At 59.5% G+C, this 23569-nt stretch carries 14 protein-coding genes; 1 reads left to right on the forward strand and 13 read right to left on the reverse strand.

Translation table 11 applies throughout. The features are described 5' to 3' along the window. The first annotated feature begins 25 nt into the window (after positions 1-25). On the forward strand, positions 26-3820 hold the full coding sequence (locus NUV89_RS00180) for a hypothetical protein (protein WP_257779813.1): 3795 nt from the start codon (positions 26-28) through the stop codon (positions 3818-3820). A gap of 115 nt (positions 3821-3935) precedes the next feature. Here NUV89_RS00180 and NUV89_RS00185 read toward each other — a convergent pair whose 3' ends face one another. From NUV89_RS00185 to NUV89_RS00245, 13 genes are all read right to left on the reverse strand, one after another. After that, positions 3936-5735 carry an AAA family ATPase gene (locus NUV89_RS00185; protein WP_257779814.1) on the reverse strand — a complete coding sequence of 600 codons (1800 nt, stop codon included), beginning with the start codon at positions 5733-5735 and terminating at the stop codon, positions 3936-3938. A gap of 24 nt (positions 5736-5759) precedes the next feature. Further along, a complete protein-coding gene (locus NUV89_RS00190; protein ID WP_257779815.1) occupies positions 5760-6629 on the reverse strand; it encodes an MFS transporter in 870 nt (289 codons plus the stop codon). A 21-nt stretch (positions 6630-6650) separates the two neighbouring features. Beyond that, entirely contained in the window at positions 6651-7472 is an 822-nt protein-coding gene (locus tag NUV89_RS00195) for an aspartate/glutamate racemase family protein (RefSeq protein WP_257779816.1), read from the reverse strand. Positions 7473-7505: 33 nt separating this feature from the next. Next, entirely contained in the window at positions 7506-8396 is an 891-nt protein-coding gene (locus NUV89_RS00200) for a hypothetical protein (RefSeq protein WP_257779817.1), read from the reverse strand. A 63-nt stretch (positions 8397-8459) separates the two neighbouring features. Next, the gene (locus tag NUV89_RS00205; protein ID WP_257779818.1) at positions 8460-10118 is read right to left on the reverse strand and encodes a hydantoinase B/oxoprolinase family protein; all 1659 of its coding nucleotides are present in this window, start codon (positions 10116-10118) and stop codon (positions 8460-8462) included. Positions 10119-10131: 13 nt separating this feature from the next. Next, positions 10132-12216 (reverse strand): hydantoinase/oxoprolinase family protein, encoded by a 2085-nt coding sequence (locus NUV89_RS00210; RefSeq protein ID WP_257779819.1) that lies wholly within the window; start codon positions 12214-12216, stop codon positions 10132-10134. Between the two features lie 170 nt (positions 12217-12386). Further along, entirely contained in the window at positions 12387-15044 is a 2658-nt protein-coding gene (locus NUV89_RS00215) for a LuxR C-terminal-related transcriptional regulator (protein WP_257779820.1), read from the reverse strand. A 305-nt stretch (positions 15045-15349) separates the two neighbouring features. Next, the gene (locus NUV89_RS00220) at positions 15350-19501 is read right to left on the reverse strand and encodes a putative Ig domain-containing protein (protein WP_257779821.1); all 4152 of its coding nucleotides are present in this window, start codon (positions 19499-19501) and stop codon (positions 15350-15352) included. 181 nt (positions 19502-19682) lie between these two features. Next, a complete protein-coding gene (locus tag NUV89_RS00225; RefSeq protein ID WP_374684447.1) occupies positions 19683-20213 on the reverse strand; it encodes a GNAT family N-acetyltransferase in 531 nt (176 codons plus the stop codon). Next, positions 20210-20761 (reverse strand): phage tail protein, encoded by a 552-nt coding sequence (locus NUV89_RS00230; RefSeq protein ID WP_257779823.1) that lies wholly within the window; start codon positions 20759-20761, stop codon positions 20210-20212. The genes NUV89_RS00225 and NUV89_RS00230 overlap by 4 nt, the downstream gene beginning before the upstream one ends. 27 nt (positions 20762-20788) lie before the next feature. Next, entirely contained in the window at positions 20789-21361 is a 573-nt protein-coding gene (locus NUV89_RS00235; RefSeq protein ID WP_257779824.1) for a phage tail protein, read from the reverse strand. 37 nt (positions 21362-21398) lie between these two features. Further along, positions 21399-21953, reverse strand: a complete 555-nt coding sequence (locus NUV89_RS00240; protein ID WP_257779825.1) for a phage tail protein — start codon at positions 21951-21953, stop codon at positions 21399-21401. Positions 21954-22361: 408 nt separating this feature from the next. Then, positions 22362-23558 carry a hypothetical protein gene (locus NUV89_RS00245; protein ID WP_257779826.1) on the reverse strand — a complete coding sequence of 399 codons (1197 nt, stop codon included), beginning with the start codon at positions 23556-23558 and terminating at the stop codon, positions 22362-22364. Between the last annotated feature and the right edge of the window lie 11 nt (positions 23559-23569).

Below are 23569 nucleotides of genomic sequence, written 5' to 3' on the forward strand. Positions count from 1 at the left end.
TGGATGTCTAAAGCCAGGATTACCAATGTCGCAGGGACTGTCCGCCAGTATCAAACTAAAATATTCCGCTTTTTTGGTTGCTGCTAAAGAAGGGATCCGCATCTTCCAATCTTTGTGCTCCGCGTCTTCGTCGCCAGGGTCTTTTGAGCCACTCACACCAGTCCTCATCGATAGTGACCACTTTGATCGCTATGAGCGCGAATTGCTTGGCGCACTGGGAAAGGATGAGGTTCTGAACATCGCACTTACCGGTGGATATGGGGCAGGTAAGAGCAGTGTCCTGAAGACCTTTTTTGAGCGGCATCCAGAATTTCAAACGGCTTATGTTTCACTCGCAACCTTCAGCAAAGATGCACCTCCACCGTTGACGGTTTCGGACGCTGAACGCTCTGAGACTTCAGCCAGAAGCTCCCAGTCAGTACAGGATTCCGGCGAGAGTAATACCTCAAGCGATTTGATCGCAAGGATCGAGGAAACGATTGTCCAGCAGCTCCTTTACGCCGTGCCAACTGCACGCGTACCCAAAACCAGGCTCAAGCGAATTGTCCAGACATCAGGGCGTAGCATCGCTAGGCGCACGATTTTTTGGGGAGTAATGCTCATTGCGTGCCTGCGGCTTTATGTCCCTACATTGAAGGAGGTACCTGCGTTAGATCCTGCTTGGTTGCTGACGAGCCTGTTAATGATCCCGGGTTGGCTGGCAGTCTCGGTAACAGGGCTGGGTGGTTTGTATCTTCTCTATTCGGGACTCAAATTTCTATCTATGTTCAGTATCGACGGCTTAACCTTAAAAGGTGGAAAGCTAGAGGCCGTGAATCACGGATCCGTACTCCACAAGAACGTAGATGAAATTATCTATTGCTTTGAACGAAGCGATGTCCGCGTCGTGGTGATTGAGGATCTGGATCGTTTCGGAACTCAGGAAATATTTTTTCGCTTGCGCGAGATCAACTTCACTATCCGGCACTCGCCGCAAATTACTCGACCTGTTCACTTCATTTACGCTATTCGTGATGAGCTGTTTACCGTCACCGACAAGACGAAATTTTTTGATCTGATTATCCCGGTGATCCCTGTCGTCAATTCTGAAAACTCAAGGGAGAAGCTTCAAGAGCTCATGATGACTCGGGCTGTTGATGGCAAAAAGCTGGGTACTGATCTTGACCCAATTCTCGTGGAGACCGTCTGCTATTACATAGATGAGATGCGGCTGATAAAGAACATCGTCAATGAGTACGACATTTTTGCGAGCCTGCTGTCCCAGGGTGGCCTCAAGCTGGATCAAAACAAGTTGTTTGCCATCGTGGTGCTCAGGAACCTCTATCCAGAAGAATTTGCAGAGCTGGTTAAGCGGAGAGGGAAGGTGTACGGCTTGCTCACGGGGTTGTCTGCTTGGGCTAACCAACCATCGCAGGCACTCGCTGAGCTCGAACGATTAATCGAAGAAAAGTCCCAGCGTGAGAAACACGGTGAAGAGCGCGTAATCGATCTTAGGTTAAGTGTCTGGTTCGAGGTGCTGAGGGCGAGCGGAATAGACGGTGCAAATTACGTTCTAGTAGACGGTTCTGAGCGGGTAAGCCTCAACGAATTTCTACAGGACGAGGTCTTCAATAAAATATCTGAGGCTGAGCAACTCAAAGGCACCCTTTTTTCACAGTGGACGCATCACCACCCAGTTGGAAATATTGTTCGTCCAAATGATGCGCTTACACGGGCATCCTATCGTACTCGTCTCGCATGGATTCATCAGTCCATGAAGTCGATGGATGAGGCCATTGGGGCGGCAGAGAGGAAGCTCACCGAGATCAAGACGATTTCGTTCCGTGAAGCCGCCCGTGGTGATTATGGAGCAATCATTGACCAGCGGCTGCAAGGAATGGATATCGTCGTTTACCTAATGCGCGCTGGCTATCTCGACACCGACTACACAGATTACCTTGGATTTTTCTACGAAGGCTCGCTGACTCGCGACGATCAGAATCTGATTCTCGCACTCAGGCGACGTGCCACTCTCGACGTCGCATCGCCAGTCCGGAATCCTGAGCGAGTGGCTGGCAAATTGGAGCATGATGCTCTCGGGGATGGCAAAGGCATTATCTCTGACCTAATTGTTCAACTCTCACTATCGGCGCCACTGACTGAGCTGTCCGACACAAGAACGCAAAAGCTGGACGTCATCCTGCAAAGCGGTCATCAGAATGCGGGCCGATTGGCTGAGGCTGTATCTATCATTCTTGCAGGGGATGCTAGGTTACCGCTCGTTCGCGCTGTGTATGCACTCGCCCCCGAGTTGTTCACCGTGATTCTGAGCACTGAGCGATTCAAGGAGGCTGACGCTCGACAGGCTTTGGTGTGCGGGATCATGGACGCGTTGTCTCAACAACACCTTGAGGCTATGGCTCATCGGCAGCCGTTGCTTGAAGTTATTGCCAGTCTCACAGTTGTTAACCACCTGATCGCAGGTATGGCCTCGAACATCGATGGCTGGGCGTGGCTTCGCCGCGAGCCTGTTCGCTTCAATAATCTCTCCGCAGAGGTCGGTGCGAGTACGCTGACGCAATTGATTGGCTGGGGCTGCTTGCAACTGAGTCTCCCGATGATGGCATTGATCCTTGAAACGTTTGCGGACGAGAGGGGAGATGTCTCTTGCAAGCGCCTTCGAGCGTTGGGTCTCGCAGGAATTGATTCATTGATTGAGATAGCTCCTGAAGACTTCATCTTCGAGCTGATGACGCAACAAGGTAAGCTCCAGGAAGACACTGAGTCCCTAAGGTTCATTCTCGGCTTAGTAGAGGATGATCAAGAAGTGCAGGAGAGTTTGTTCCAGCACACTGAATGTTTGATTGATGACTTGGAAGGGTTCACCGATAACATTTGGGAGAAGGCTCTAGAACTAGACCGTGTTACCTTCGTTCCAAATGCTGCGTGGAGCTACTATATCCGCATCATTGTAAGGCCAACAGAGACTCCATCTGAATCGATTGACAAGGAAGAACAGGATCGTATCGGAGACATCTTCACAGCATTCCTTGCTAGGAACGCCCGTGAAGCTCAGCGGCTTTGGGATGATGCGAGAGATGAGGCGGATGACCTGAAAGCTTATTTACTGGCTTCGGAGCTTGACGATGACTCGCTCGATGAAATTTTCGGGAGTACCTCTGTCGGCCCTGAGTCTCTCGCAGGGCTGAACATATCGGCTGACCGATGGGCGTTTCTGGCCCAGGCTCATTTCGTGCTTTTCGATGGCCAAGTTCTTGAGGAAATTGTCAACAATGCTCCTACCGCAGAGGCGGCGTATCTGATCAGGTGCTGGGCTGAAGCCCGTGACTATGTCGACCTGCGAAAGCTCGATCCGAAGACTGTCGGTTTAATCAGCGCCGCACGCATTGTCCCTATTGGTGATATTGCCGTGATGTGGGAGGGTTTGGTTGAGCGAGAAGAGGCTGGTCACGTGGCTGTAGTCGGGAAACTTGCATTGGTGTGCGCCAGGGCTAATGCCGAGAACTTCATCATGCCTCGGAATTGCAGAAGCATCATTGCGTCGCGGGCGTGCGATGTCAGTCTTCCGCAACGTGAAAAGCAGGAGCTATTGCATCAGGCTCTCAAACTGCATGTCGATTGGGCTACGACCTCGTCGATGTTGGCTTCGCTCTCCGGTGGATATGCTGAGTTGTTGGGGGATAAACGTACTGTGCGGTTGCCGAATTCGGAGCTTGATGCTCGTCTTTGTCAGGCGCTCAATGATCGTGGTTTTGTAGGCAAAATCAAGCCGGAAAAAGACTACCTAACGGTCTATACCAAACGTGTTGGCAGGCTCTAGGCAGGGAGTTTCAACCTACCGAGAATAAATAGCATGCCAAGCCAAAAGGTGGCGCACTCCATAGCGAGGAAATAACCCCCAGTTCTTTTAACGGCCAACTAGCTGCGAGAGGAGGTCATAGGATTTCGATCTCCTCTGGCTGGAGCCAGCCTGCCTCAATCACTCGCTGTTTCGCCGTCGCCGGCTGAGCGGTGTAAACCACAATGACGAGACTTTCTTCGGCCCGGCTGCAAGTGACGTACAGCAGGCGACGAGTGCGTGCCAAAGAGTCATCTTTGCCTTCGCGTTGATTTTTTACATCGCTGTCTGAAGCAGGCTTGACCCCCAACAGCTTGTCGTAACTGAAAAGGAAGCCACCTGCCTCTTCGTCATTGAGGATAACCATGACTCTTGGAAACTCCAGTCCCTTCACACCTTGATGTGTGTCAAAAGGGGATAGTCCCTCGGTATAGCCAGCGAACGCAGCCATTTCCGAGTAAGGGCGCCCCAGTAAAGTCCGGTATGCATGTGTTTCTAATGCATCACGATCCGATGTGTCGGGAGGATCATCAGTTGTGGCGCCCAGCAATAGAGCTGTCACAAGGCGATCAGGGAGATCTAGTAGGCCTGTTTCGAACAGAGCATGAGCCACCTCACCGATCAGGGGATCGTGGGAATTGAATAGTTCGCACAACGACTCAGTTGCTGATCCTGCTTTATCAAGCAAGGCTAACTGGTCGGGCGCGTCTTTTATGGATTTAGTATCGAGAAGCGGAGATTGAAGCCGCACAGCCTCCATGAGACTGAAACTGTTCGTCTTGGCAGCTTGAAGAATAGGGGCTACCCGTTCGAAGAACAGTTTCAAGATTGGCAGTGTTCCATCCAGTAGCCCCGTTCGCAGGTGCTCAACTCCATACAACGGTGTGAACACACCCTCGAACCCCATTCGGCGTCCGGCCATTTTGTGTTCAAGAATCAGAGATTTTCTTCCGTCTTTACCAGTTGCCCACTGAGCGTCGCCGGTGATGGCCGCCATGCGCTGTGCGATGTCTTCCTCCAACTCGAAACCTTGACCTGGTAACTGTTGGGTGCAAAACATTCGAACCGTGCCTTCTATAGCGTCAGGCTTTGGCTTCTGCTGATGGCTGTCTGTGCTCGCACGAATTACGTTAATCAGATTAACGACCCGTGTTGGGCACCGACGGTTCATACGTTTTTCGGGCACAGCCCAGTCTCGAGGGATCGCTTCCTCCAAGCGCACCTTCCCATCGTTGTAGATACGCTGCATGGTATCGCCGAGAAGCCCGAGACAAAAACGGTCAGGGATGAGGGATTGTGCTTGCAGAAAAGCGTCCATGAGAGGCCCATAAGTATCTTGGCTCTCATCAATCAAAATTACCGGATGCAGATCCGCCATAACGTTCAGCAATGGAGGCTGCTGAATAAAAGCAGCGGCCATTTGAATGACTTCGCTATGATTTAGGGCTTGCCTACCGCGATTGTCACCAGTAGGGCTGTAAATGAATGTCGATATCTCATCTAGGGAATCGAGACGACGAGCTTTGCTATCCCTTGATGCTTGATTTGCTAGAAATGTCTTGTTTTGCCCTCGAGCCTTTCCGAGCTTCTCATTAAGCTCGCCAATATCTTGCGTGAGCTTGGCCCTAAGCCACTCACGAATGTCGGTATTAAAGCCTTGAATCATCCGCCAAGAGAACGCGTGGATAGTTGATACGACCACCAATGGATCGTGTTCAAGACGGCGGGAAATTTCCTCGGATGCAGCATTTGTATAGGTGATGATCGCGATTTGACGCCCTTCTGTAGATGCCAACACAGAACTGACCCACGTGCTGGCGCAAGACTGCCCCACCCCAAGCAGCAGAAATCCAGCGTTGGCAATGGTTCTCGAGGAATCAGACTGGGTCAGTGACATATCGGCAACTGGTTCAATTCGGCGTCAGCGCCAACACAACCAGGTCTGCAAGCCCCAGTAACCCCAGGAGAACGTAAAATTCACCAGGATCTGCAACGCACTGATCCTGAACAGCGCTGGTGAAAACAGCTCCCGCTGGCGCCCTAACGTCGTTTGGTCCACTTGCAGCAAGCAATCCTCAGGTATTTGCACGGTGCCGCGGCTTAATCGGGTGATGACCGCGCGCGCCTGCGGTTGGCGCTTGGCGCTGGCCAGCCAGTACGGCGACTCGGGCACCCAGCGCGCCACCACTAATGCCCACAGCCCACCCAGTGAACTCACCGCAATGATCGTGCGCCAACCATAGGGCATCAGCCATACGGTCGCGCCCAGCGCCAGCAGCATGCCGATTGGCCATCCCGAGGCCAGGTACACGGTCAGCGCGCCGCGATGGCGTACTGGCAATAGTTCCTGATAGTGAGCAAACGTCACCACCATCATGCCGACTGCGGCCACGCCCGAAAGCAGCCTTAACGCGTAAAGCGAGGCGTAGTCGGGGGCAAACGCACTTGCCAGCGAGATCACGCCGTAACTGGCCAGGCTCCAGACCACCGCGCCCTTGCGTCCGATACGTTCGGCCAGCTTGCCCCAGACCAGCGAGCCCAACAGCATGCCGATGAACATGGCGCCGATCAGGTGTCCGACGGCGAGCGCATCCAGGGAAAAATCCAGGGCGATCAGCGGCGCGGTGTAGACGATAATCATCATCTCCCACGCCTCAATGGCGAACACAAAGAACAGGGCAAGGCAGCACTTGAGGTGCTCGCGGGTCAGGGGTACGTCTCTGAATACATCGCCCACTTGCCGAGTGGTGGTGTAGTTGCCTTGTGCGGGCATTGGCGTGACGTCGCTCATAGGGAGTACTCCAAGTAAGGGCTAGGCTTGCACACGGTTACCAATTGGCACCGGACCCTGAAACAGGCCAAAGGCCTTGATTTCGGCTTCCGGTGGTGGCTCGCAACTGCCGACGCGGCTGGGGCTCCAGCCGAAGCGCTGCTTCATGCCCGCCATGGCCTCGGCCATCTTGAACGCGGCGACCACCGGGTCGATCACGGGGACGCCGACCTCACGCTGCACCTGTTCGAAAAAGCCAAACTCAATCGTGCAACCAAGGATGATGGCCTCCGCACCGTCTTCCTCAACGGCCAAAAAAGCCTGTTCAATGATTCGGCGACGGGTGAGGGCCGGGTCTTTCTGGAACTCATCGACGCCCATGCCCAGCGCGCGCATGGAGGCGAGTCGATCCGCCGCGCCGTAGCCGCGAACGCGCTCGCGCATTTGCTCCATCCATTTGTCTCGCCCGACGATGATCGAATAACGGTTGGCGAGTTGATCGGCGATCTGCAGGCTGGCCTGGCAAGGGGCGATGACCAGGCAATTGCCGGAGATTTCCCTGGCATCCTCCAGCGCCGGATCGTAGAAACAGCCAATCACCAGCGCATCGATATTTTGCTGAGCGCAATCGCGGGCGATGCGTACCGTGCGCTCGTAAGTCATGGCCTCGTAGGCCCGGTACTCCAAGTGTGTGGGGCTGGGCTGCATGTCGAAGGACACCACCTCGATGTGTGTCGAAGGCTGCTTGATGCCATGCAGCAAGTCGGCGATCGGTGCGTCGAACATCGAGCAACCAATGGGGTTCAGCCAGCGTACGGTCACCGGTACATCGTGCGGTGAGGGCGTGGGTGTTGGGGTGTGCATAGGGCTTTTCCTCAAATAGGGGGACAGTTGGGGCTAGAAGAACTTCACCAGCGCCATGGTCAGTTCATTGGAATGGGCCAGGTTGGCGCTGTGGTAGTAGTCGAAATTCAGATTTGCAGACACGTAGAGCCCCTGTTTGGAAAACCCTGTGTAGGTCATCGACGGTCCGATCTTGCCAACCCGCGATTCGGCGTAGTCCGAGGCTGTTCGATTGTTGATGTGGTAGACGTGATGCACCCCCAGCCACAGGTCATCCGTGACGAGATAACCGGCGGCAACGTTGGCCAACCACAGGCTGACACCGCCTTGCAGGCGCTTGGGATCGCCGGTGCCGAAATCCGTGCTGTTGCGGTTGCGCGCGGCGTAATGGATACCCACCGGAGTGAAGGTGGCGGCGAATTTTCCGACGCGCAGGTAGTTGGCGAGGCTGAAGCTCACTGCATAGCGGTTGGCGAAGGCGCCATACCCTGCGACGTCGTTGTTGCCGTTGGGGAACTCGATTGACAGCGTCGGGTTGGTCCAGAACGTGGTGTAGTCCGACGCTCCGTATTCGGTGCTCGGTTCGACCACGTTGTAATAGTAGGCGAAGCCCAGGTTGGGCGATGCGATGCCCCATGGGCTGGTGTTCTTCGCGCCGTTGGTGCTGGCGTAGCCGGGTGCTGCACCGACCCAGAACTGCAATTGGTCGCGGGTGGTGTCGGTAAAGCCAGTCTCGGAAAAATAGGCAAGGACCGTATTGCCGCCGGCACGCACGTTGCCGTCGGCGTTGCGGTTGAACACCGGGAAGGTTTCCAGCGCCCAGCGCCCCGGTATTCCCGGTTGACCAAAGCCAATGAACTGTTCGGCCTGGACCGAAGGGCTGCTGCCCAACGCCATTGCCAATGAACACGCAGCGCCGCAGCGCGAGAGTGGATGTTGCAGCATGACGGTTCTCTCTTATTGTTGTAGGTGAACGCTTGGAATGCCGCCGAGTGGCGGCAGGTCGGATCAGGGCATGACGCCGTACACGGCGCGGGCGGTTTGCGCGTCGAGGTAGCCATTCTTCAAGTCGTCGCGCACAGCCGCCGGGTCGCGCGCCGCGGGCGGGCCATAGCCGCCGCCTGCGCCGGTGCGTACCCGCACCAGGTCGCCGGCATTGAGGGGGATGCTGCTGGCCATGGCGTAGCGTTCCGGCGGGTTGTCGCTGCGCAGCACTTCGACGTAGTTGGGGGTGCCGTCCAGGCCTTGTTGCAAGCTCCAGGGCGGGACGACTGAGCGGGTGTAGCCGCAGGTCAGGAAACTGTCATCGGCACGCACGCGATAGTCGATGCAGATGCCACGTCCGCCACGGTACTGACCGTGCCCGCCCGATTCGTCGTTCAACGCCATGCGCTCGACATACAGGCCGTAGCGGGCTTCGCAGACTTCCACCGGGCAGTTGTAGGTTTCCCCGTGCAGGCCTGAGTAGACCGCATTGTTGCCATCGCGCCCCGACTCGGCGCCCCAACCACCGATTTCCGGCTCCACCAGGGTAAAGGCGCGACCGGTGTCCGGATGGCGGCCGCCGATGATGGTGGCGCACACCGAAGCAAAATTGCCGGCCGGCAAGCGATCGGGAAACTGCTGGGCCAGGCAGCGCAGGATCAGATCGTGTACCCGAATCAGGTTTTCAAAGTAGAAGCCTTCGGCAGCAGGCGGCAGGGCATCGAACAGCGAACCTGGGCGGGTCAGCACCGTCAGCGGGCGGAAAGTGCCGCCATTGGTGATGCCTTGCGGGGCAGTCAGGGCTTTGAATGCCATCTGGGCGGCGACCACCGCGCCATCCCGGCTCAGGTTGGTGGGGCCGGCGCACTGGTCAGGGTTATCGCGCAGGTCGATCGTCAGTTCGCGGTCATGGATCTGCACCGACACCGTGAACAGGCTGCCATCATCCTGTGGTTCAACCAGGCAAAGACTGACGTTCGGTAAGTCGGCCAAGGCTTTGCGAGAAACCTTTTCGCCCAGGTCCATGAAGTCCTGCATCGCCAGCAAGAACAAATCAGTGCCGTATTTTTCCGTCAACTCACGCAGGCGCGAGGCTCCACCGCGCACGGCGGCCACGCCAGCCCACAGGTCTCCCTCCATGAAGTCAGGCATGCGTGTGTTGGCCTGCAGGATCTGTAACACCGAGCGAATCGCCTGGCCACGGCTGACCAACTTGACCGAGCACAGGCGCAGGCCTTCCTGGAAGATATCGGTCGCCTGGGTCGACATCGATCCGGGGACCATGCCGCCCACATCGTTCCAGTGGGCAATGTTGGCGGTCCAGGCCACGCGCCTGCCCTCGGCAAACACTGGCATGGCCAGCACCACATCGTTGAGGTGGGTTACAGCGCCACTATGGGGATCGTTGCAGATGAACACATCGCCGTCTTCGATTTCACCGGGGCAGGGATGTTGCAGCAGGATCTGTTTGACGGCCTTGTCCAGCACGCCGACGAAGGCCGGAATACCTGCGCCGGAGCTGGCGATCTCACCGTTGGCGTCGGTGATGCCGGTGCCCATGTCCAGTACCTCATAGATAACCGGGCTCATGGCGGCTTTGCGCATGGCGACGAACATTTCGTCAGCAATGGCTTGCAGCGAGTTTTGAATGATGTCGCGAGTAAAGATATCGAGCGTGTGCATGGCGAAACTCCCGTCAGCCGTTGATCGTGATGTGCAGGTTGCCGAGGCGGTCCACGTGCACCCGGTTGTGTGGGTGAACGACCACAGTGGTGCCGGCGTCTTCAACGATGGCGGGGCCGTCGAAACACATCTGGGGTTCCAGCAGGGCGTAGTCGTAGATGGCCGCGTCATGGATGCCATCGGTGGCGTAATCGACGACGCGATGGCCTTTGCGTGCGGCTTCAAGCGTGCGCCCGGTCACCGCAAGGGCTTCGGGAACCAGCTTGTCAATTTGAGCGGTGGCGACCAGATGGAAGCCGACGATCTCGACGGGGGCATCCAGGCAATAGGTGTAGTGCTGCTCGTACAGGGTGTGAAAGCGGTGTTCGATACGTGCCCAGTCGCGGTCAAGTTGTTCGTCAGCGTCCAGCGGCACTTCCACCGAGTGTTCCTGGTTCTGGTAGCGCAGCTTGCAATGCACCTTCACGTCGACTCGCTCCGGGGGCACCGCTTCGGCGATGAATTGTTCACGGGCCGAGGCCATGAGTTCGTTCAGAAACGCCTGGGTATGGGCCTGTGCCTGTGGCTGGGTGGTGTCGACAAAACGGTTGATAAACAGATCGCGGCGCAAGTCCGACAGCGTCATGCCCCAGGCTGAAAACACCGAGGCACCCCGCGGAACGATAACTTTTTTGACGCCCAACTCTTGAGCCAAAGCGACTGCATGCAGCGCGCCGCCACCGCCAAAGGCCATCAGGGTCAACTCGCGAGGGTCGTGGCCACGGCTGAGCGACACCAGTTTCAGGGCATTGACCATATTGTTGTTGGCCAGGCGCACCACGCCACGGGCGATTTCATCGGCCGGCAGTTCCAGGCGTTCGCTGAGAAGGCTAAAGCCGTCCGCCACGGCCTGTAGATCGGCCATCACTTCACCGCCGCAGAAATACGCCGGGTTGATACGGCCCAATGCCAGGTTGGCATCCGTAGTGGTGATGTCGGTGCCACCATTGCCGTAGGCCGCCGGGCCGGGCAAGGCGCCCGCCGATTGCGGGCCGACATGCAACTTGTCAAACCCGTCGACCCAGGCGATGGAACCGCCGCCGTTGCCGATTTCCACCAAGTCAACCACGGGGACCATGATGGGGTAACCGGCATTCTGGCGGTCACGTTCGATCCAGTAGTCTGTTTTGATTGCGACCTGGCCGTTGCGGATCAGTGCGCATTTGGCCGTGGTACCGCCGATGTCGAGCCCCAGCAGGTTGGGCTCACCGATCAAGCGCCCCAGCTCGGCAGCGGCCCAAAAGCCACTGGCTGGCCCGGACTCGACCATGGTGATGGGGATGTCCCTGGCGTGAGCCACACTGTCAACGCCGCAATTGGACTGCATGATGTACAGGGGGGCCGCGTAGCCTCCTCTGCGCAGGCCCGCCTCCAGTTCATCGAGGTAGCGCGCTGCGATTGGTTGCACGTAGGCCGACAGCACCGTGGTGCTGGAGCGCTCGTACTCACGCCATTCACGGGTGATCTGGTGTGAAGCGACCACCGATACTTCAGGCCACAGCCGCTTCACTTCGGCCAGTACCGCCTGCTCGTGATCGGGCTTGGCATAGGCATGGAGCAGGCAAATAGCGATGGCTTGTACGTCATCGGCGCGGAAGGCTTCGATGATGGCGGGTAGTTCATCAAGCATTACAGGCTCGCGCTCACGGCCATCGGTGTGCAGGCGCCCGGCGATTTCCCGGCGCAGGTAGCGTGGTACAAACGGCGCAGGCTTGACCCATTTCAGGTTGAAGTAGTCCGGACGATTGGCCCGGGCGATTTCCAGGATGTCGCGAAAGCCTCGCGTGGTAATCAGTGCGGTCTTGACCCCACGGCGTTCGGTAAGCGCGTTGATGACGACAGTGGTGCCGTGGGCGAGGAAGTCGACTTCCGAGAGCGTTACTCGTGCCTTTTTGATGACGTTGAGAATGCCTTCGGCAAAGTTCGCAGGCGTGGTGTCCACCTTCGCTGTACGAATAGTCTGCCTGCCGGTGGCGGGATCACTTTCGAAATACACAAGGTCAGTAAAGGTGCCGCCCACATCGGTGGCTACGCGCACGGTCTTTCGGCTTTTCTGCACGGTTCGTCTCCTGGATCGTGTCTTGTCGGAAGCAGAAGAGGGACGGCATCGCGTCCCTCATTGCTGATGGAAACGATGCTAGGCAGGGTGTTGATGGGGGGCCACGGGCGGGGCGGGTAGGTCGCTGGCCAACAGGTGGTAAGGCCTACCCGCCTGGGTAGGTTGGTGACTTAGACGGTGGTGTTGAGGTGGCCTTGGCGTATCGCAGCGCTGATTGCCGCTGTGCGGTTGTCCACGCCCAATTTGGCGAACAGGTGTTTGAGGTGGAACTTCACCGTGTTCTCGGAGATATCCAGGGCGAGGGCGATGGCTTTGTTGGATTGACCGCTGGCAAGCAGCTCAAGTACCTGGGTTTCCTTGCCACTCAGTGACATTTGCACCGGCGTTGGGTGCGAACGCCAGCCGCGCAGTCGCGTGATGGTTGCAGTCAGTCGCATTGTGGGTTGGGAATAGGCCTCCAAAGCCGGCAGCAGGCAAGGGCCGACTTCCAGCAACAGGCCGGGCAGGGCGTACTGAATGATCGGGGCCAGAGCCACGTCGAGCTCTTCGGATTGGAGCCGCTGGCCTTTGCTCGCTGCGGCCAAGGCCATCAACCTCAAGCGCCAGGCGGGTAGACGCAAGCCTTTGTTTTCCATGTCCTCAGCCGTTCGTTGAAGGCCTGTCAATGCGGCCCCCGAGCAACCGCTGAGTAACTGCAAACGGCCCAACGCCAGGCTGGCAGCTTCCTGACTGCGCCAGTCTTCGCGCTGATCTGCAATCTGTTGCAGATTGGCCTGCAGGAGCGCTTGGCGAGCGGCGTGCAACTGCCCGCTCTGTACCTGGGCGTCGATCGACCAGGCTTGTACCAGGCGTGATAACCGTGGCCACTGGCGCGCGCGCGCCAGTTGGTCCACATGATCTAGCTCCTGTAGTGCGGCATGCAATCCATGGCTGCGTAACCGAGTACGCCACGCTACCTCTGCCGTCACCGCGACCACATCCAGCCAGCCATCGGCGTGTTCCAAAGCTGCCCAGCCGTCATCCAGCCACGGCTGAGTTTCGGACCAGGTTCCTTGCCAATACAGCTGGCGCGCCTTGAAGCAGCCGACCAGTGCCCGTAACGAACTCTCTTGACCAAAATGGTTGTCGGCAAATGCCAGTGCCTCGTCTACCAATGTGCTGGCTTCGTTGATAGACCCCGATACTGCCAGAGCCTGTGCTTCATGGATTCGGCAGTAATTCTCGCCACGCGGGCTGGCGATCACCCGCATCTTGACGTGAGCGTCACTGATGATGCGCAGGCTTGATACCCATTCGCCGCGAGTCAGAGCCGCCAGTGCATGCACACATTCCAGCGTGGCTTGCGCGAGGGTCTGATCGAGGGGGTAAGGGCTGCTATGAAACGTCGCAATATCGGTATCAAGGCGCTCAAAGCAATCCTGATAAGCATCCGCCAGCGTTTGGATAACGTGAAAGTCGCGGGTGAGTCGTGCATCCCCGATCACCGAGCACCGGGCCAGGTGCAACAGTTGCGCTGACAGTTTGTGATCTCCCAGTTTGGCGTGCAGGTAGGCCTGGAGCAGCAGGAGGTCAGGCTGTGTGTTACAGGTAACGGCGTCGAACTGACTCAATAAACCCTGGGCGTAACGAATGCCATGGTGCAGCACCAGTTCCCAGCCGCCTGCGCTGACTACAAGGTTCACCGCCAGTGGGATGTCGCCCGCCTTGAGCGCGTGATGGATGGCCTGGCTCCAGTCCCTCTGCTGCGCCAACCAATGTGCAGCGGCGCGGTGAATGACTTGGGCTTGATGGCTGTCGATACGCAGGCGCAGGAAGTCACGTAGCAATGCGTGGTAGCGGAACCATTGGCGTTCAGGGTCCAGGGGGATCAGTAACGTGTCGAGGTGGTGCAGTTGTCTCAAAAGGTCAGCGCTGTCATGGCGGCCGCGCACCGCATCGGTCAAATCGGCGTTGAAACGTTGCAGCAGCGAGGTCTGCAGCAACAGTGATTGGCAGTCCGCTGAGAGGCTGTTGAAAATATGCGCGGTGAGGTAGTTCGCAACCTCCGTGACGCCCCCGGAGAATGCCGTCAAACCATACGATGTGCCATCAATGCTGGTTCGCCACAGGTGCGCCAACTGCACCGCCACGGCCCATCCCTCGGTCGCAATATGCACTCGGCACACGTCGTGCTCATCCACAGCCTCACCCAGAATGGCGCGCACCTCACGAAGGGACAGGATCAGCTCCCGTGCACTGATTTCATGCACCCAACCCTTGGCTTTCCAGCGCGATAGTGGCCAGTCTGGGCGTGTTCTACTGGCGACTACCCAGCGTAACCACGGCGCGGCTTGCTCCACTAACACACCCAGCAGCGCACCTACCTCGGGACTGGCAGCAAGGTGATAGTCATCCAGAAATAATGTAATTGATCGATCTTCCTCTGCGAGTGCTCGCAGCAACGCCTGGATAGTGCGCTGTGGCTGCACGTCCAGGGCTTGCGAGGCTGCCAGGCGCGGTAAATGCGCCAGCGCAACGCCAGCATGGTCCAGGGCGAGGATCAGGTACGCGAGGAAACGATTGGGGTCTGCATCGGCCTCGTCCACTGATAGCCAAGCTACCAGGACCTTCGGCGCTTGCTGGTGTATCGCGGCGTGCCATTGCATCAGCAAGGTGGTTTTACCGTAGCCGGCAGGGGAGGTCAGCAGCGTCAGCGGGACAAGTGTGTTTGCTTGCATTGAGTTTAACAGCGCTTCCCGCGCAACTGACGTGAGCAAGAGCTGCGGCGGTGTGAGTTTGCCGATCCAGTACCAGGCATTGGATGAGCGAGGGGGGGATTTTTGGTTCATGGTGAGGCGCACCAATGAAGATCTATTGGGTGCGTTTTAACAGCAAATTACACGAGCTGTTGATTGACTGTGTTACCCGCAGTTTCCAAGGCTCAGGCACGACAAATCAGCCCCTTTGCCCTATCAGTTTTCCTCGGGGTGTGAGTGCCCGAATTCTTTGACCTGCAGGCCGCTGGCTTGAGGGTTGCTCCAGACGATTGCCGTGCGTCTGTAGGTTCATCCCCGCTAATCCTCAGACTCGATGTTGGATGGATAAAACCTCAGGGGCGGATGGCGCCGGGACCGGCGTCATCCGTTGGTGCAGGCTAGAACTTGCCGTTGACGCCGATGCGGAACGTGTCGCTACGCTCGTCGCTGCCCAGGGCGGTCTTGTAGGAGAAACCCATCTGCCAGGCCTGACCCAGGTTGAAGTCCAGGCCAAGGTCGAGGTTGGCAAAATCGCTGTCCAGCGGATCGGGCTTGAAGCGATAGAGAATGCCGTCGTCGCCCTGGTCGGTGTAGCGCATCTTGTAATCGCTGCTGCCACTGAAGTTGTGGCCCCAGGCTAGCCCGACTTTTGGCGTCATCACCCCAAGTCGGGTCGGCACGTCATAACCCGTGCGCAGGCCGATAAACGAGGTGAAGTTCTGTTGCCGCTGCTCCTCATAGGACAGCCCATAGATGCCGCCACCGTTCTCACGGAAGGCGTCCATGCGCGTGGTGCTGGCGTTCAAGCGTCCGTAAGGGGTGAGCGACAGCGGGCCCTGGCGGTACTCGTAGCTGGTGGTCAGCGAGGCGAACAACTGGTCGGCATCACGGGAGCCCTTGGCGTAGTCGTCGTTGCTGCCGGTGATGTAGCGCCGCGAGTCGAAGCTGATGCGGTTGTAGCCCACCAGGCCATCGATGAATACCTGGGGCGCCACGTTCAGGCTCAGGTAAGTGGCAATACCGATGGCGTCGGCGTCACTGCGGGTCTTGTTGTCCCCGATGTCACTGCGGTCGTTGCCGTAGCCGATACCGACACCGGCAATCGCGGTCGGCGACAGGCGATAGTCGATACCGGCACTCAGGCCCAGGGTGGTGAAGCTGTTGTCTCGCGCCCCGCGAGCGTGGGTCGAGCCATTGTTAATGAAACCGTCGCTCCAGTAGGCGATGGCATCTTGCTTGCAACCGTCTTCGACTTCGGCTGCGGTCTTTCTCTTCTCTTCGTCGGTGGTGTTTGCCGAGCCGCCTAGCTGTTTCTGAACGGCGCTGGATATTGCCTGCATAGGCACCTCTTTTCCGTCTTTTCTCACGCTGGCATTGAACGAATTGCGGTTGCAGGACACTTGATGCAACTGCTCCAGACGGCGGTTGAAGTTGTCCATCTGGGTGCTGGCAAAGCGCTCAGCGGCGCGGCTCTGGGCGTTGAGCAGGCCGATCACCTCGGCATCCCTGCTCGGGTCCGGGCGGGCTGCGACCATAAAACTGATGGAACTGGTGGCAACGGAGCCGCTGCCGTTCTGCAAGCTGAAGGTGACGATCGCGGTGCCGGCAAAGGTCGCCGACGGCACGAAACGCATCGAGAACGGGCCCATCATCATTGCCCGGCCCGCGGAGGCGGGGGTCACGGTGCCCAGCTTCGCCAGGGTAAATGGGCCGCCGGTGGCGCCCTGGGTCAGGTCGACGGTGGCGGTCTGCCCCGAGGCCAGGATCTGACTCGACGCTGGTAGGGTGATGGGCACGGCCGCAATGGTCAGGGTATACGGCCGGGACGCGGTGACGGCGTTGGCGTCGGTAACGGTGATGGTCAGGTTGGCGCTGCCGCTGGCCGTCGGTGTGCCGCTGAGCACGCCGCTGGTGGTGTTCAGGGTGATGCCGGCCGGCAGGCTGCCGGTGATGCTGTACGTATAAGGCGCGGTGCCGCCGGACGTGCTGAAAGTCGCGCTGTAGGGACTGTCTGTGGTGCCGGCGCCCAGGGAGGCTGGGGTCAGGACCAGGGTGGGCGCGCTGACGGTCAGGCTGACTCTGGCCGGGCTGGACGTACCACTGGCGTTGGTGGCGGTGTAGGTAAAGCTGTCCGCACCGGAGTAACCGGCGGTTGGGGTGTAATTGATGCTCGTGCCGCTGGCGGTGGCGGTGCCATGACTCGCCGCGCTGGCGATGGCGACACTGGTGGCGGCGCCGCCGCTGAGGTTGAGGGTGATCGGGTTGGCGCTGCTGTTGGCGGCGACGTTGGCACTGACGGCGCCGGCAATCGGCGGGGCGGTGCTGATGGTCATGGAGTAGGCACGTGATCCGGTCGCGCTGTTCGCGTCGGTCACGGTAACGGTGAAATTGAAGGTGCCAGCGGCTGACGGTGTGCCGCTGAGGGTGCCGCTTGCACTCAGGCTCAAGCCTGTTGGTAGGCTGCCGCTGGTGATGACGTACGTGTAGGGCGCAGTACCGCCGTTGCCCGTGATGGTCTGGCTATAGGCCGTACTCACCGTGCCGCTAGCGAACGTGGTCGGACCGACCGCAATCGTTGGCGCGCTGACCGTGAGGGTCACGGTTGCCGGGCTGGAGGTCCCGCTGGCGTTGGTGGCGGTGTAGGTAAAGCTGTCCGCACCGGAGTAACCGGCAGTTGGGGTGTAAGTGATGCTCGTGCCGCTGGCGGTAGCGGTGCCATGGCTGGCCGCACTGGCGACGGCGACGCTGGTGGCGGCGCCGCCGCTGAGGCTGAGGGTGATCGGGTTGGCGCTGCTATTGGCGGCGACCATGGCGCTGACGGCCCCGGCAATCGGCGGGGCGGTGCTGATGGTCATGGAGTAAGCACGTGCTCCGGTCGCGCTGTTGGCGTCGGTCGCGGTCACGGTGAAGTTGAAGGTGCCAGCGGCTGACGGTGTGCCGCTGAGGGTGCCGCTTGCACTGAGGCTCAAGCCTGTCGGTACGCTGCCGCTGGTGATGGCGTAAGTGTAGGGCGCAGTACCGTTGCTGGCCGTGAGGGCCTGGCTATAGACCGTACTTACCGTGCCGCTTGGGAGCGTGGTCGGGCCGACGGCAATCGTAGGGGGGTTGACCGTGAGGGTGATGGTGGCCGGGCTGGACGTACCACTGGCGTTGGTGGCGGTGTAGGTGAAACTGTCCGCACCGGAGTAACCGGCGGTTGGCGTGTAAGTGATGCTGGTGCCGCTGGCGGTGGCGGTGCCATGGCTGGCCGCGCTGGCGACGGCGACACTGGTGGCGGCGCCGCCGCTGAGGTTGAGGGTGATCGGGTTGGCGCTGCTATTGGCGGCGACCATGGCACTGACGGCGCCGGCAATCGGCGGGGCGGTGCTGATGGTCACGGAGTAAGCACGTGCTCCGGTCGCGCTGTTGGCGTCGGTCGCGGTCACGGTGAAATTGAAGGTGCCAGCGGCGGAGGGTGTGCCGCTGAGGGTGCCGCTTGCACTGAGGCTCAAGCCTGTCGGTACGCTGCCGCTGGTGATGGCGTAAGTGTAGGGCGCAGTACCGTTGCTCGCCGTGAGTGCCTGGCTATAGGCCGTACTTACCGTGCCGCTAGGGAGCGTGGTCGGACCGACGGCAATCGTTGGCGCGCTGACCGTGAGGGTGATGGTGGCCGGGCTGGACGTACCACTGGCGTTGGTGGCGGTGTAGGTGAAACTGTCCGCACCGGAGTAACCGGCGGTTGGCGTGTAAGTGATGCTGGTGCCGCTGGCGGTGGCGCTGCCATGGCTGGCCGCGCTGGCGACGGCGACACTGGTGGCGGCGCCGCCGCTGAGGCTGAGGGTGATCGGGTTGGCGCTGCTGTTGGCGGCGACCGTGGCGCTGACCGGGCCGACGGTGGGCGCGGGCACGGTGTAGGTATAGCCATTGGTCAGGGTCGCGCTGCCGCCTGCGGTGTTGACTATCACATTCACTGCGCCTGCGGCGTGGGCCGGGGTGGTGGCGGTGAGGGTGGTGGCGTTGTTGACGGTGAAAGCAGTGGCGGCTGCTCCGCCAAAGGTCACCGCCGTGACGCCGGTAAAGTTGGTGCCGGTAAGAATGACGGAGGTGGCGCCTGCCGTACTGCCGCTGCTCGGGGCGACCGAGGTCAGGGTCGGGGGCGCGGAACTGGTGACTACCAGGGTATAGGTGGCGATCCCGGCCTGGTTGAGGCCGTCATTCAGAGAAATGCTGAAGGTATAGGTGCCAGCAGTGGTCGGTGTGCCATGCAGGGTGGTCGATGAACTGTGGAGCGAAGCGTCGAGGACCAGCCCCGGCGGTAGGCAGGGGGTGATGCCATCGTAGTTCGGGTCGTCGATGTTGCACTCTGCCCACTGGTCCAGCGGCATTGCGCCCCCGACGGAGGTGATGGGGATACTCATGGACTGACCCACGGCTACCGACGGCAGGGTGGAGCCCGATACCGGGCTGGTAATGGTCGGGGCGGCCTGGGCCTGAAGGGCCAGGGGCAAGGTCAGGACGAGCAGGAAGACTGATGCCAGCCGGGCACCGCGGGTGGTGAGCATTTTTATCATGTTGAGGCTTCCTGCCGTACGACCCGTGTGGGGGTCGTGTCCAGTTCAAGTGTCATTAGTTGTCAGACGGCACAGATATCGCTGGCCAGCAGCATGACTGTTAGCCGGGGAAAATCATGTTGCTGTCACTGCCGGTAAAACGGTGTGTTCAAGTATTCGTATCGCTGACGATTCTGGTTGGCTACTCCCGGTGTACCCGTGCAGGGCGGCGCATTTGGGTATGGATGCCGGTTTCGCCGCAGGGCTCGAAGCCGAGTCGCTCGTACAGCCGGCGGGCCCGGCTGCCTTGCTCGACACTCAAGCTGCAGACTTGGCGCTGGGCATCGGCCTGGCTCAACAGCGAATGCAGCAGCGCGCTGCCTATGCCCTGGCCGTGCCATGCCGGCAGCAGGGCGATGTCGACGACGCGCAACTCGCTAGCACTTCGGTCCAGGCACAGGCGGCCAATGGGCGCACCTGCATATTCGATGACCAGAAAATCCGCCCCGGGGTAGTGCTTTTCATAGTGCTGGCGCTGCAATTGCGCCTGGGAGTACAGGAACGCCCGGCGCTGCGCGTCGCTCCAGCCCGGCACCGCGCTGACTTCGGCCCAGCGACGGGTCACGAAAAGATCCTGGAGAAAGTCCAGGTCGGCGGTGGTCTGCGCACGCAGAACGAGGTCGCTGCGACAGGGTCGTAGCGACTGGGATGGGGCCCTGGAGATGCTCATCATGGCCTCACGGGATATTCGCCGTTGAGGCAGATGCAGTAGGCCAATGTCTGGAACGGTTGCAAGGTGCTGCGCGTCGTACTGCTACCGGGCGTCATTTGCCCGGCGGGACCGATGGTGCCGGCCGCCAGGGTCGGATCGCCTGAGGCGGGTGCGACGTCGTTGTAGACGCGCACGTTGCGCGGCTGCGACAGATAGGCAGACCCATCGGGTGTATCCAGGGCGGTCGTGCTATCGGTGCCGTCCTTGGCGTTTACCGCATGGGTATGGCTGGGAATGTTGGACGGCAGCAGCGTCACTTCATCGGCGCCTACCGCGGTGCCAATCGGCCGGGGCAGCAGCCCCGGGCCATTGCCGGCGCCCATCGCCACGCGGCCATTGAGGTTGGGCAGCTTGAAGTTCTGCCCCGCGCTGCCGCCGTAGGTATTGCCGATGACCGAATAGAGCGCGGGATATTGCTGAACCGTTAGAACCGAACCGTCGCAGTAAGCCCAGTCCTGCGGCGCGAAGTTAAAAGAGAACAGGCGGATTTCACCGGTGAAAGCATCCATGAGCGGTCGTTCCTTGAAAAAATAGGCTTACGGCCGAGTCGGGTAGATGCCCGCCAGGCAGATGATGTAGTTGATCGCCAGCGAGCCCATCATGTTGCTGTGGGGCGCGCTCACTGCCACGCCGGCAGCCGGGTCGAGAAAGTTTGCATCGAGGTTGACCGAGGGCGCGGTGTTGGTGCCTGCGCTATAAAGGCCTTTGATCACCCCGACCCCGGGAAACTGGCCGAAGGTCTGGCTGGACGGTGCCGCAGGTGCGGGGGGCACCGGGGTCGTGGAGGTGGCGAGGGTGCTGCTGACCACGAATGCATGGGTGTGGGCGGGGGTATTGGCGGATGTCAGGGCCACCGTTTCGACGCCTGTGGCCTGGCCCAGCACCCTTGGGGTCAGGCCGGGGCCGGTGCCTTGCCCGATCGGCAGGCGACCGCGGTAGTCCGGGAGGCCGAAGTTGGTCACGCCGTTGCCGCCATACAGGGTGCCCAACACTGAAAACAGGGCTTGATAGGCGTTGACGGACACGAGTGAACCATCGCAAAGCGCCCAATCTTGTGGCGCATAGTTGCCGGCAAACATGCGGATTTCTCCGAGGTAAGCTTCAGACATTTCAGTTTCCTTGCTTGAGGGTCTGTAAACAGTGCGGCTACGGGCGCGGCGGATAGATGCCGGTCGTGGCGATACAGAAGCATCCGACAATCGAGGGCTGCATATTCGCCACCGGGGTCCCTGGGGGGGGGGCAACGGTGGCGCTGTTCAAGGTGACCAAGGTCGACCCGGCGGCAGTGATGTAGGTCGGTTTGGAGAGGGCGCCGGTGGAAGTCGAGCTGACAGCCGGAATGCCGCTGGCGGGGGTGGTCAAGGTGCCGGCAGTGCCGGAAACGTGGGTTCCATGGGTGTGAGTAGCCAGGCTGCTGGCGCCAAGGGCGACCGTTTCGGTGCCGCCGGAACTGCCCAGGGGATGCACGGCAAGTACCGGATTCGGGGCGATGGATGGCACCCAATTCTGACCTAGAGCCGCACGGCCGCGCAGGTCTGGCAAACCGAAGGTGGTCTTGCCATCGCCGCCATAGCGATTGCCGAGCAAGGAGGCCAAGGCGACATTGCTGTTGATGGGCAAAATCTGACCCTCGCAGGCCAGCCAACCTGAAGGCGCCCAGCCCCAGGGGAACAAGCGAATTTCACCGACAAAGGGGTCCATTATTTTCCTCCTTGAAAATATTATTGGCGTCAGAAAGCTGTGCTTATTCGCAGCAGCAAAGGCGCGTTTCGCACAATAAACAGATTTTAATTTACTTCGCAAACATTATTTATTGGTGTAATTGAACTTCCGCGCAAAAGTGTTGTATTGCCCGCCGCTGGGCAGTCTCGTACGACGTAAAGGTTGGTGTCTGTTGTCAATCGCGCGGACGTTGAGGGGAGGCCGGGCTGCCGTCGGGCTTCTTGTCGATCTTGTGGGTGATGCTGTGGCGAATGGGCATTTCGTGTACCTCGGGTAGAGCACCCATCCGAGATCCGTTCGGGGCGCGGTGGGAGCGGTAGTTACCTACCGCCGCTGCAGCTATCCGCGTACGCGAGTCTCTGGGAGAAGCTCGCTATGGGTCGCGATCTAAAATGCAAGCAACGCGCCGACAATGGGAACGATCACCATAGTACTGACCGCCATCGACAACACATTGCCAATATAAGCATGCATGTACCCCGGCAACCTCGCGGCAATCGCACAGGCCAACGGCGGGGCGATCATCGCACCCAGCGTGGCACTGACAATGATGACCGCAGGGCTGCCACCATGGGTCAGCACCGCCGCAGGCACCACCGATACCAGCGGCACATAGGTCGGATACCACCCGCGTTTTCGCCACTGCCGCCGCCATAACAGGATGCCCAGCAACGAGGTCAGCGCTTGGCCTGCGACCAACTGCGGCAACCAGCCTGACCCATAGGCTGGGCTAAGGGGATTCAACACGTAAGCCAACAGAACCCCCACGATCAACCCCAGGCTCGCCCACTCATTGCCAAAAAACGGCGCTTCGGAAAAGTCCGCCAATACCCGCCGGAATGTCCAGCGTATACCGTAGTCTGGCGCCTGCTGAGGTGCGGGCAACGGCACTTCGTCCGCGACGTCTGGCTGGCGACTGACCAGTCCCGGCAACGTCCGGCACAGCAAAAACGCTACCACGCTACCCAGCGCCATCCCCAGCACATTGCCAATCACCACCGGCAGCCCCAGCGGGATACACAGGTAATTCACGAACAACAGGCAACTCGGCGTCACTAGGATCGCGCCAAGCACGGCGCCATTTAGCGTGACCTTCCAACCCCCACCAAACAGCAACACCATCGCCGCCGGTAACGACACAAATGCGGCGAAGGTGGGTTGCCAGGACTCAGCCGTCACCGTCCAGCCCCACAGCGCATTACTCAGCAATAACCCTAGCAATGAGCTGGTCACCAGCCACGGCCAAAGCCCCGTGCCATACCCGATGCTGAAACCCTGCCAGCCTTGAGCGTAACGGCTGGCCCAGTAACCGAACGCGCCGCCCAGCAACAAACCAATGGAGGCAAACTCGTGTTTGTAAAACGCCACTTCACTGATGTCGCCGACCACCCAACGTAGCCATGCGGCGGGCGAGGGCAGGCTGGCCACCATGTCGTTGTAGCCGGGCCAGTAAACCGTTGCGGAGGCCGAATACAGCACCGATAAGGTAGCGATCAGCCCGACTGCGGCGACTGTCACCGCAAGCAAAATCACCAGATAACGCACAGACGAGCCTGACGACGGATTTGCCGAAATAGAGTCCATGATCCTGTCCC

Origin of the sequence: Pseudomonas sp. 18.1.10 (assembly GCF_024655625.1) — a bacterium.
GTDB lineage: Bacteria > Pseudomonadota > Gammaproteobacteria > Pseudomonadales > Pseudomonadaceae > Aquipseudomonas.

Excerpts from the sequence above, each read along its gene's own strand:
- NUV89_RS00220 (WP_257779821.1), bottom strand. The coding sequence starts at position 19,501 with ATGATAAAAATGCTCACCACCCGCGGTGCCCGGCTGGCATCAGTCTTC.
- NUV89_RS00190 (WP_257779815.1), bottom strand. The coding sequence starts at position 6,629 with ATGAGCGACGTCACGCCAATGCCCGCACAAGGCAACTACACCACCACT.
- NUV89_RS00205 (WP_257779818.1), bottom strand. The coding sequence starts at position 10,118 with ATGCACACGCTCGATATCTTTACTCGCGACATCATTCAAAACTCGCTG.
- NUV89_RS00225 (WP_374684447.1), bottom strand. The coding sequence starts at position 20,213 with ATGATGAGCATCTCCAGGGCCCCATCCCAGTCGCTACGACCCTGTCGC.
- NUV89_RS00215 (WP_257779820.1), bottom strand. The coding sequence starts at position 15,044 with ATGAACCAAAAATCCCCCCCTCGCTCATCCAATGCCTGGTACTGGATC.
- NUV89_RS00185 (WP_257779814.1), bottom strand. The coding sequence starts at position 5,735 with ATGTCACTGACCCAGTCTGATTCCTCGAGAACCATTGCCAACGCTGGA.
- NUV89_RS00230 (WP_257779823.1), bottom strand. The coding sequence starts at position 20,761 with ATGGATGCTTTCACCGGTGAAATCCGCCTGTTCTCTTTTAACTTCGCG.
- NUV89_RS00195 (WP_257779816.1), bottom strand. The coding sequence starts at position 7,472 with ATGCACACCCCAACACCCACGCCCTCACCGCACGATGTACCGGTGACC.
- NUV89_RS00200 (WP_257779817.1), bottom strand. The coding sequence starts at position 8,396 with ATGCTGCAACATCCACTCTCGCGCTGCGGCGCTGCGTGTTCATTGGCA.
- NUV89_RS00235 (WP_257779824.1), bottom strand. The coding sequence starts at position 21,361 with ATGTCTGAAGCTTACCTCGGAGAAATCCGCATGTTTGCCGGCAACTAT.
- NUV89_RS00180 (WP_257779813.1), top strand. The coding sequence starts at position 26 with ATGTCGCAGGGACTGTCCGCCAGTATCAAACTAAAATATTCCGCTTTT.
- NUV89_RS00245 (WP_257779826.1), bottom strand. The coding sequence starts at position 23,558 with ATGGACTCTATTTCGGCAAATCCGTCGTCAGGCTCGTCTGTGCGTTAT.
- NUV89_RS00240 (WP_257779825.1), bottom strand. The coding sequence starts at position 21,953 with ATGGACCCCTTTGTCGGTGAAATTCGCTTGTTCCCCTGGGGCTGGGCG.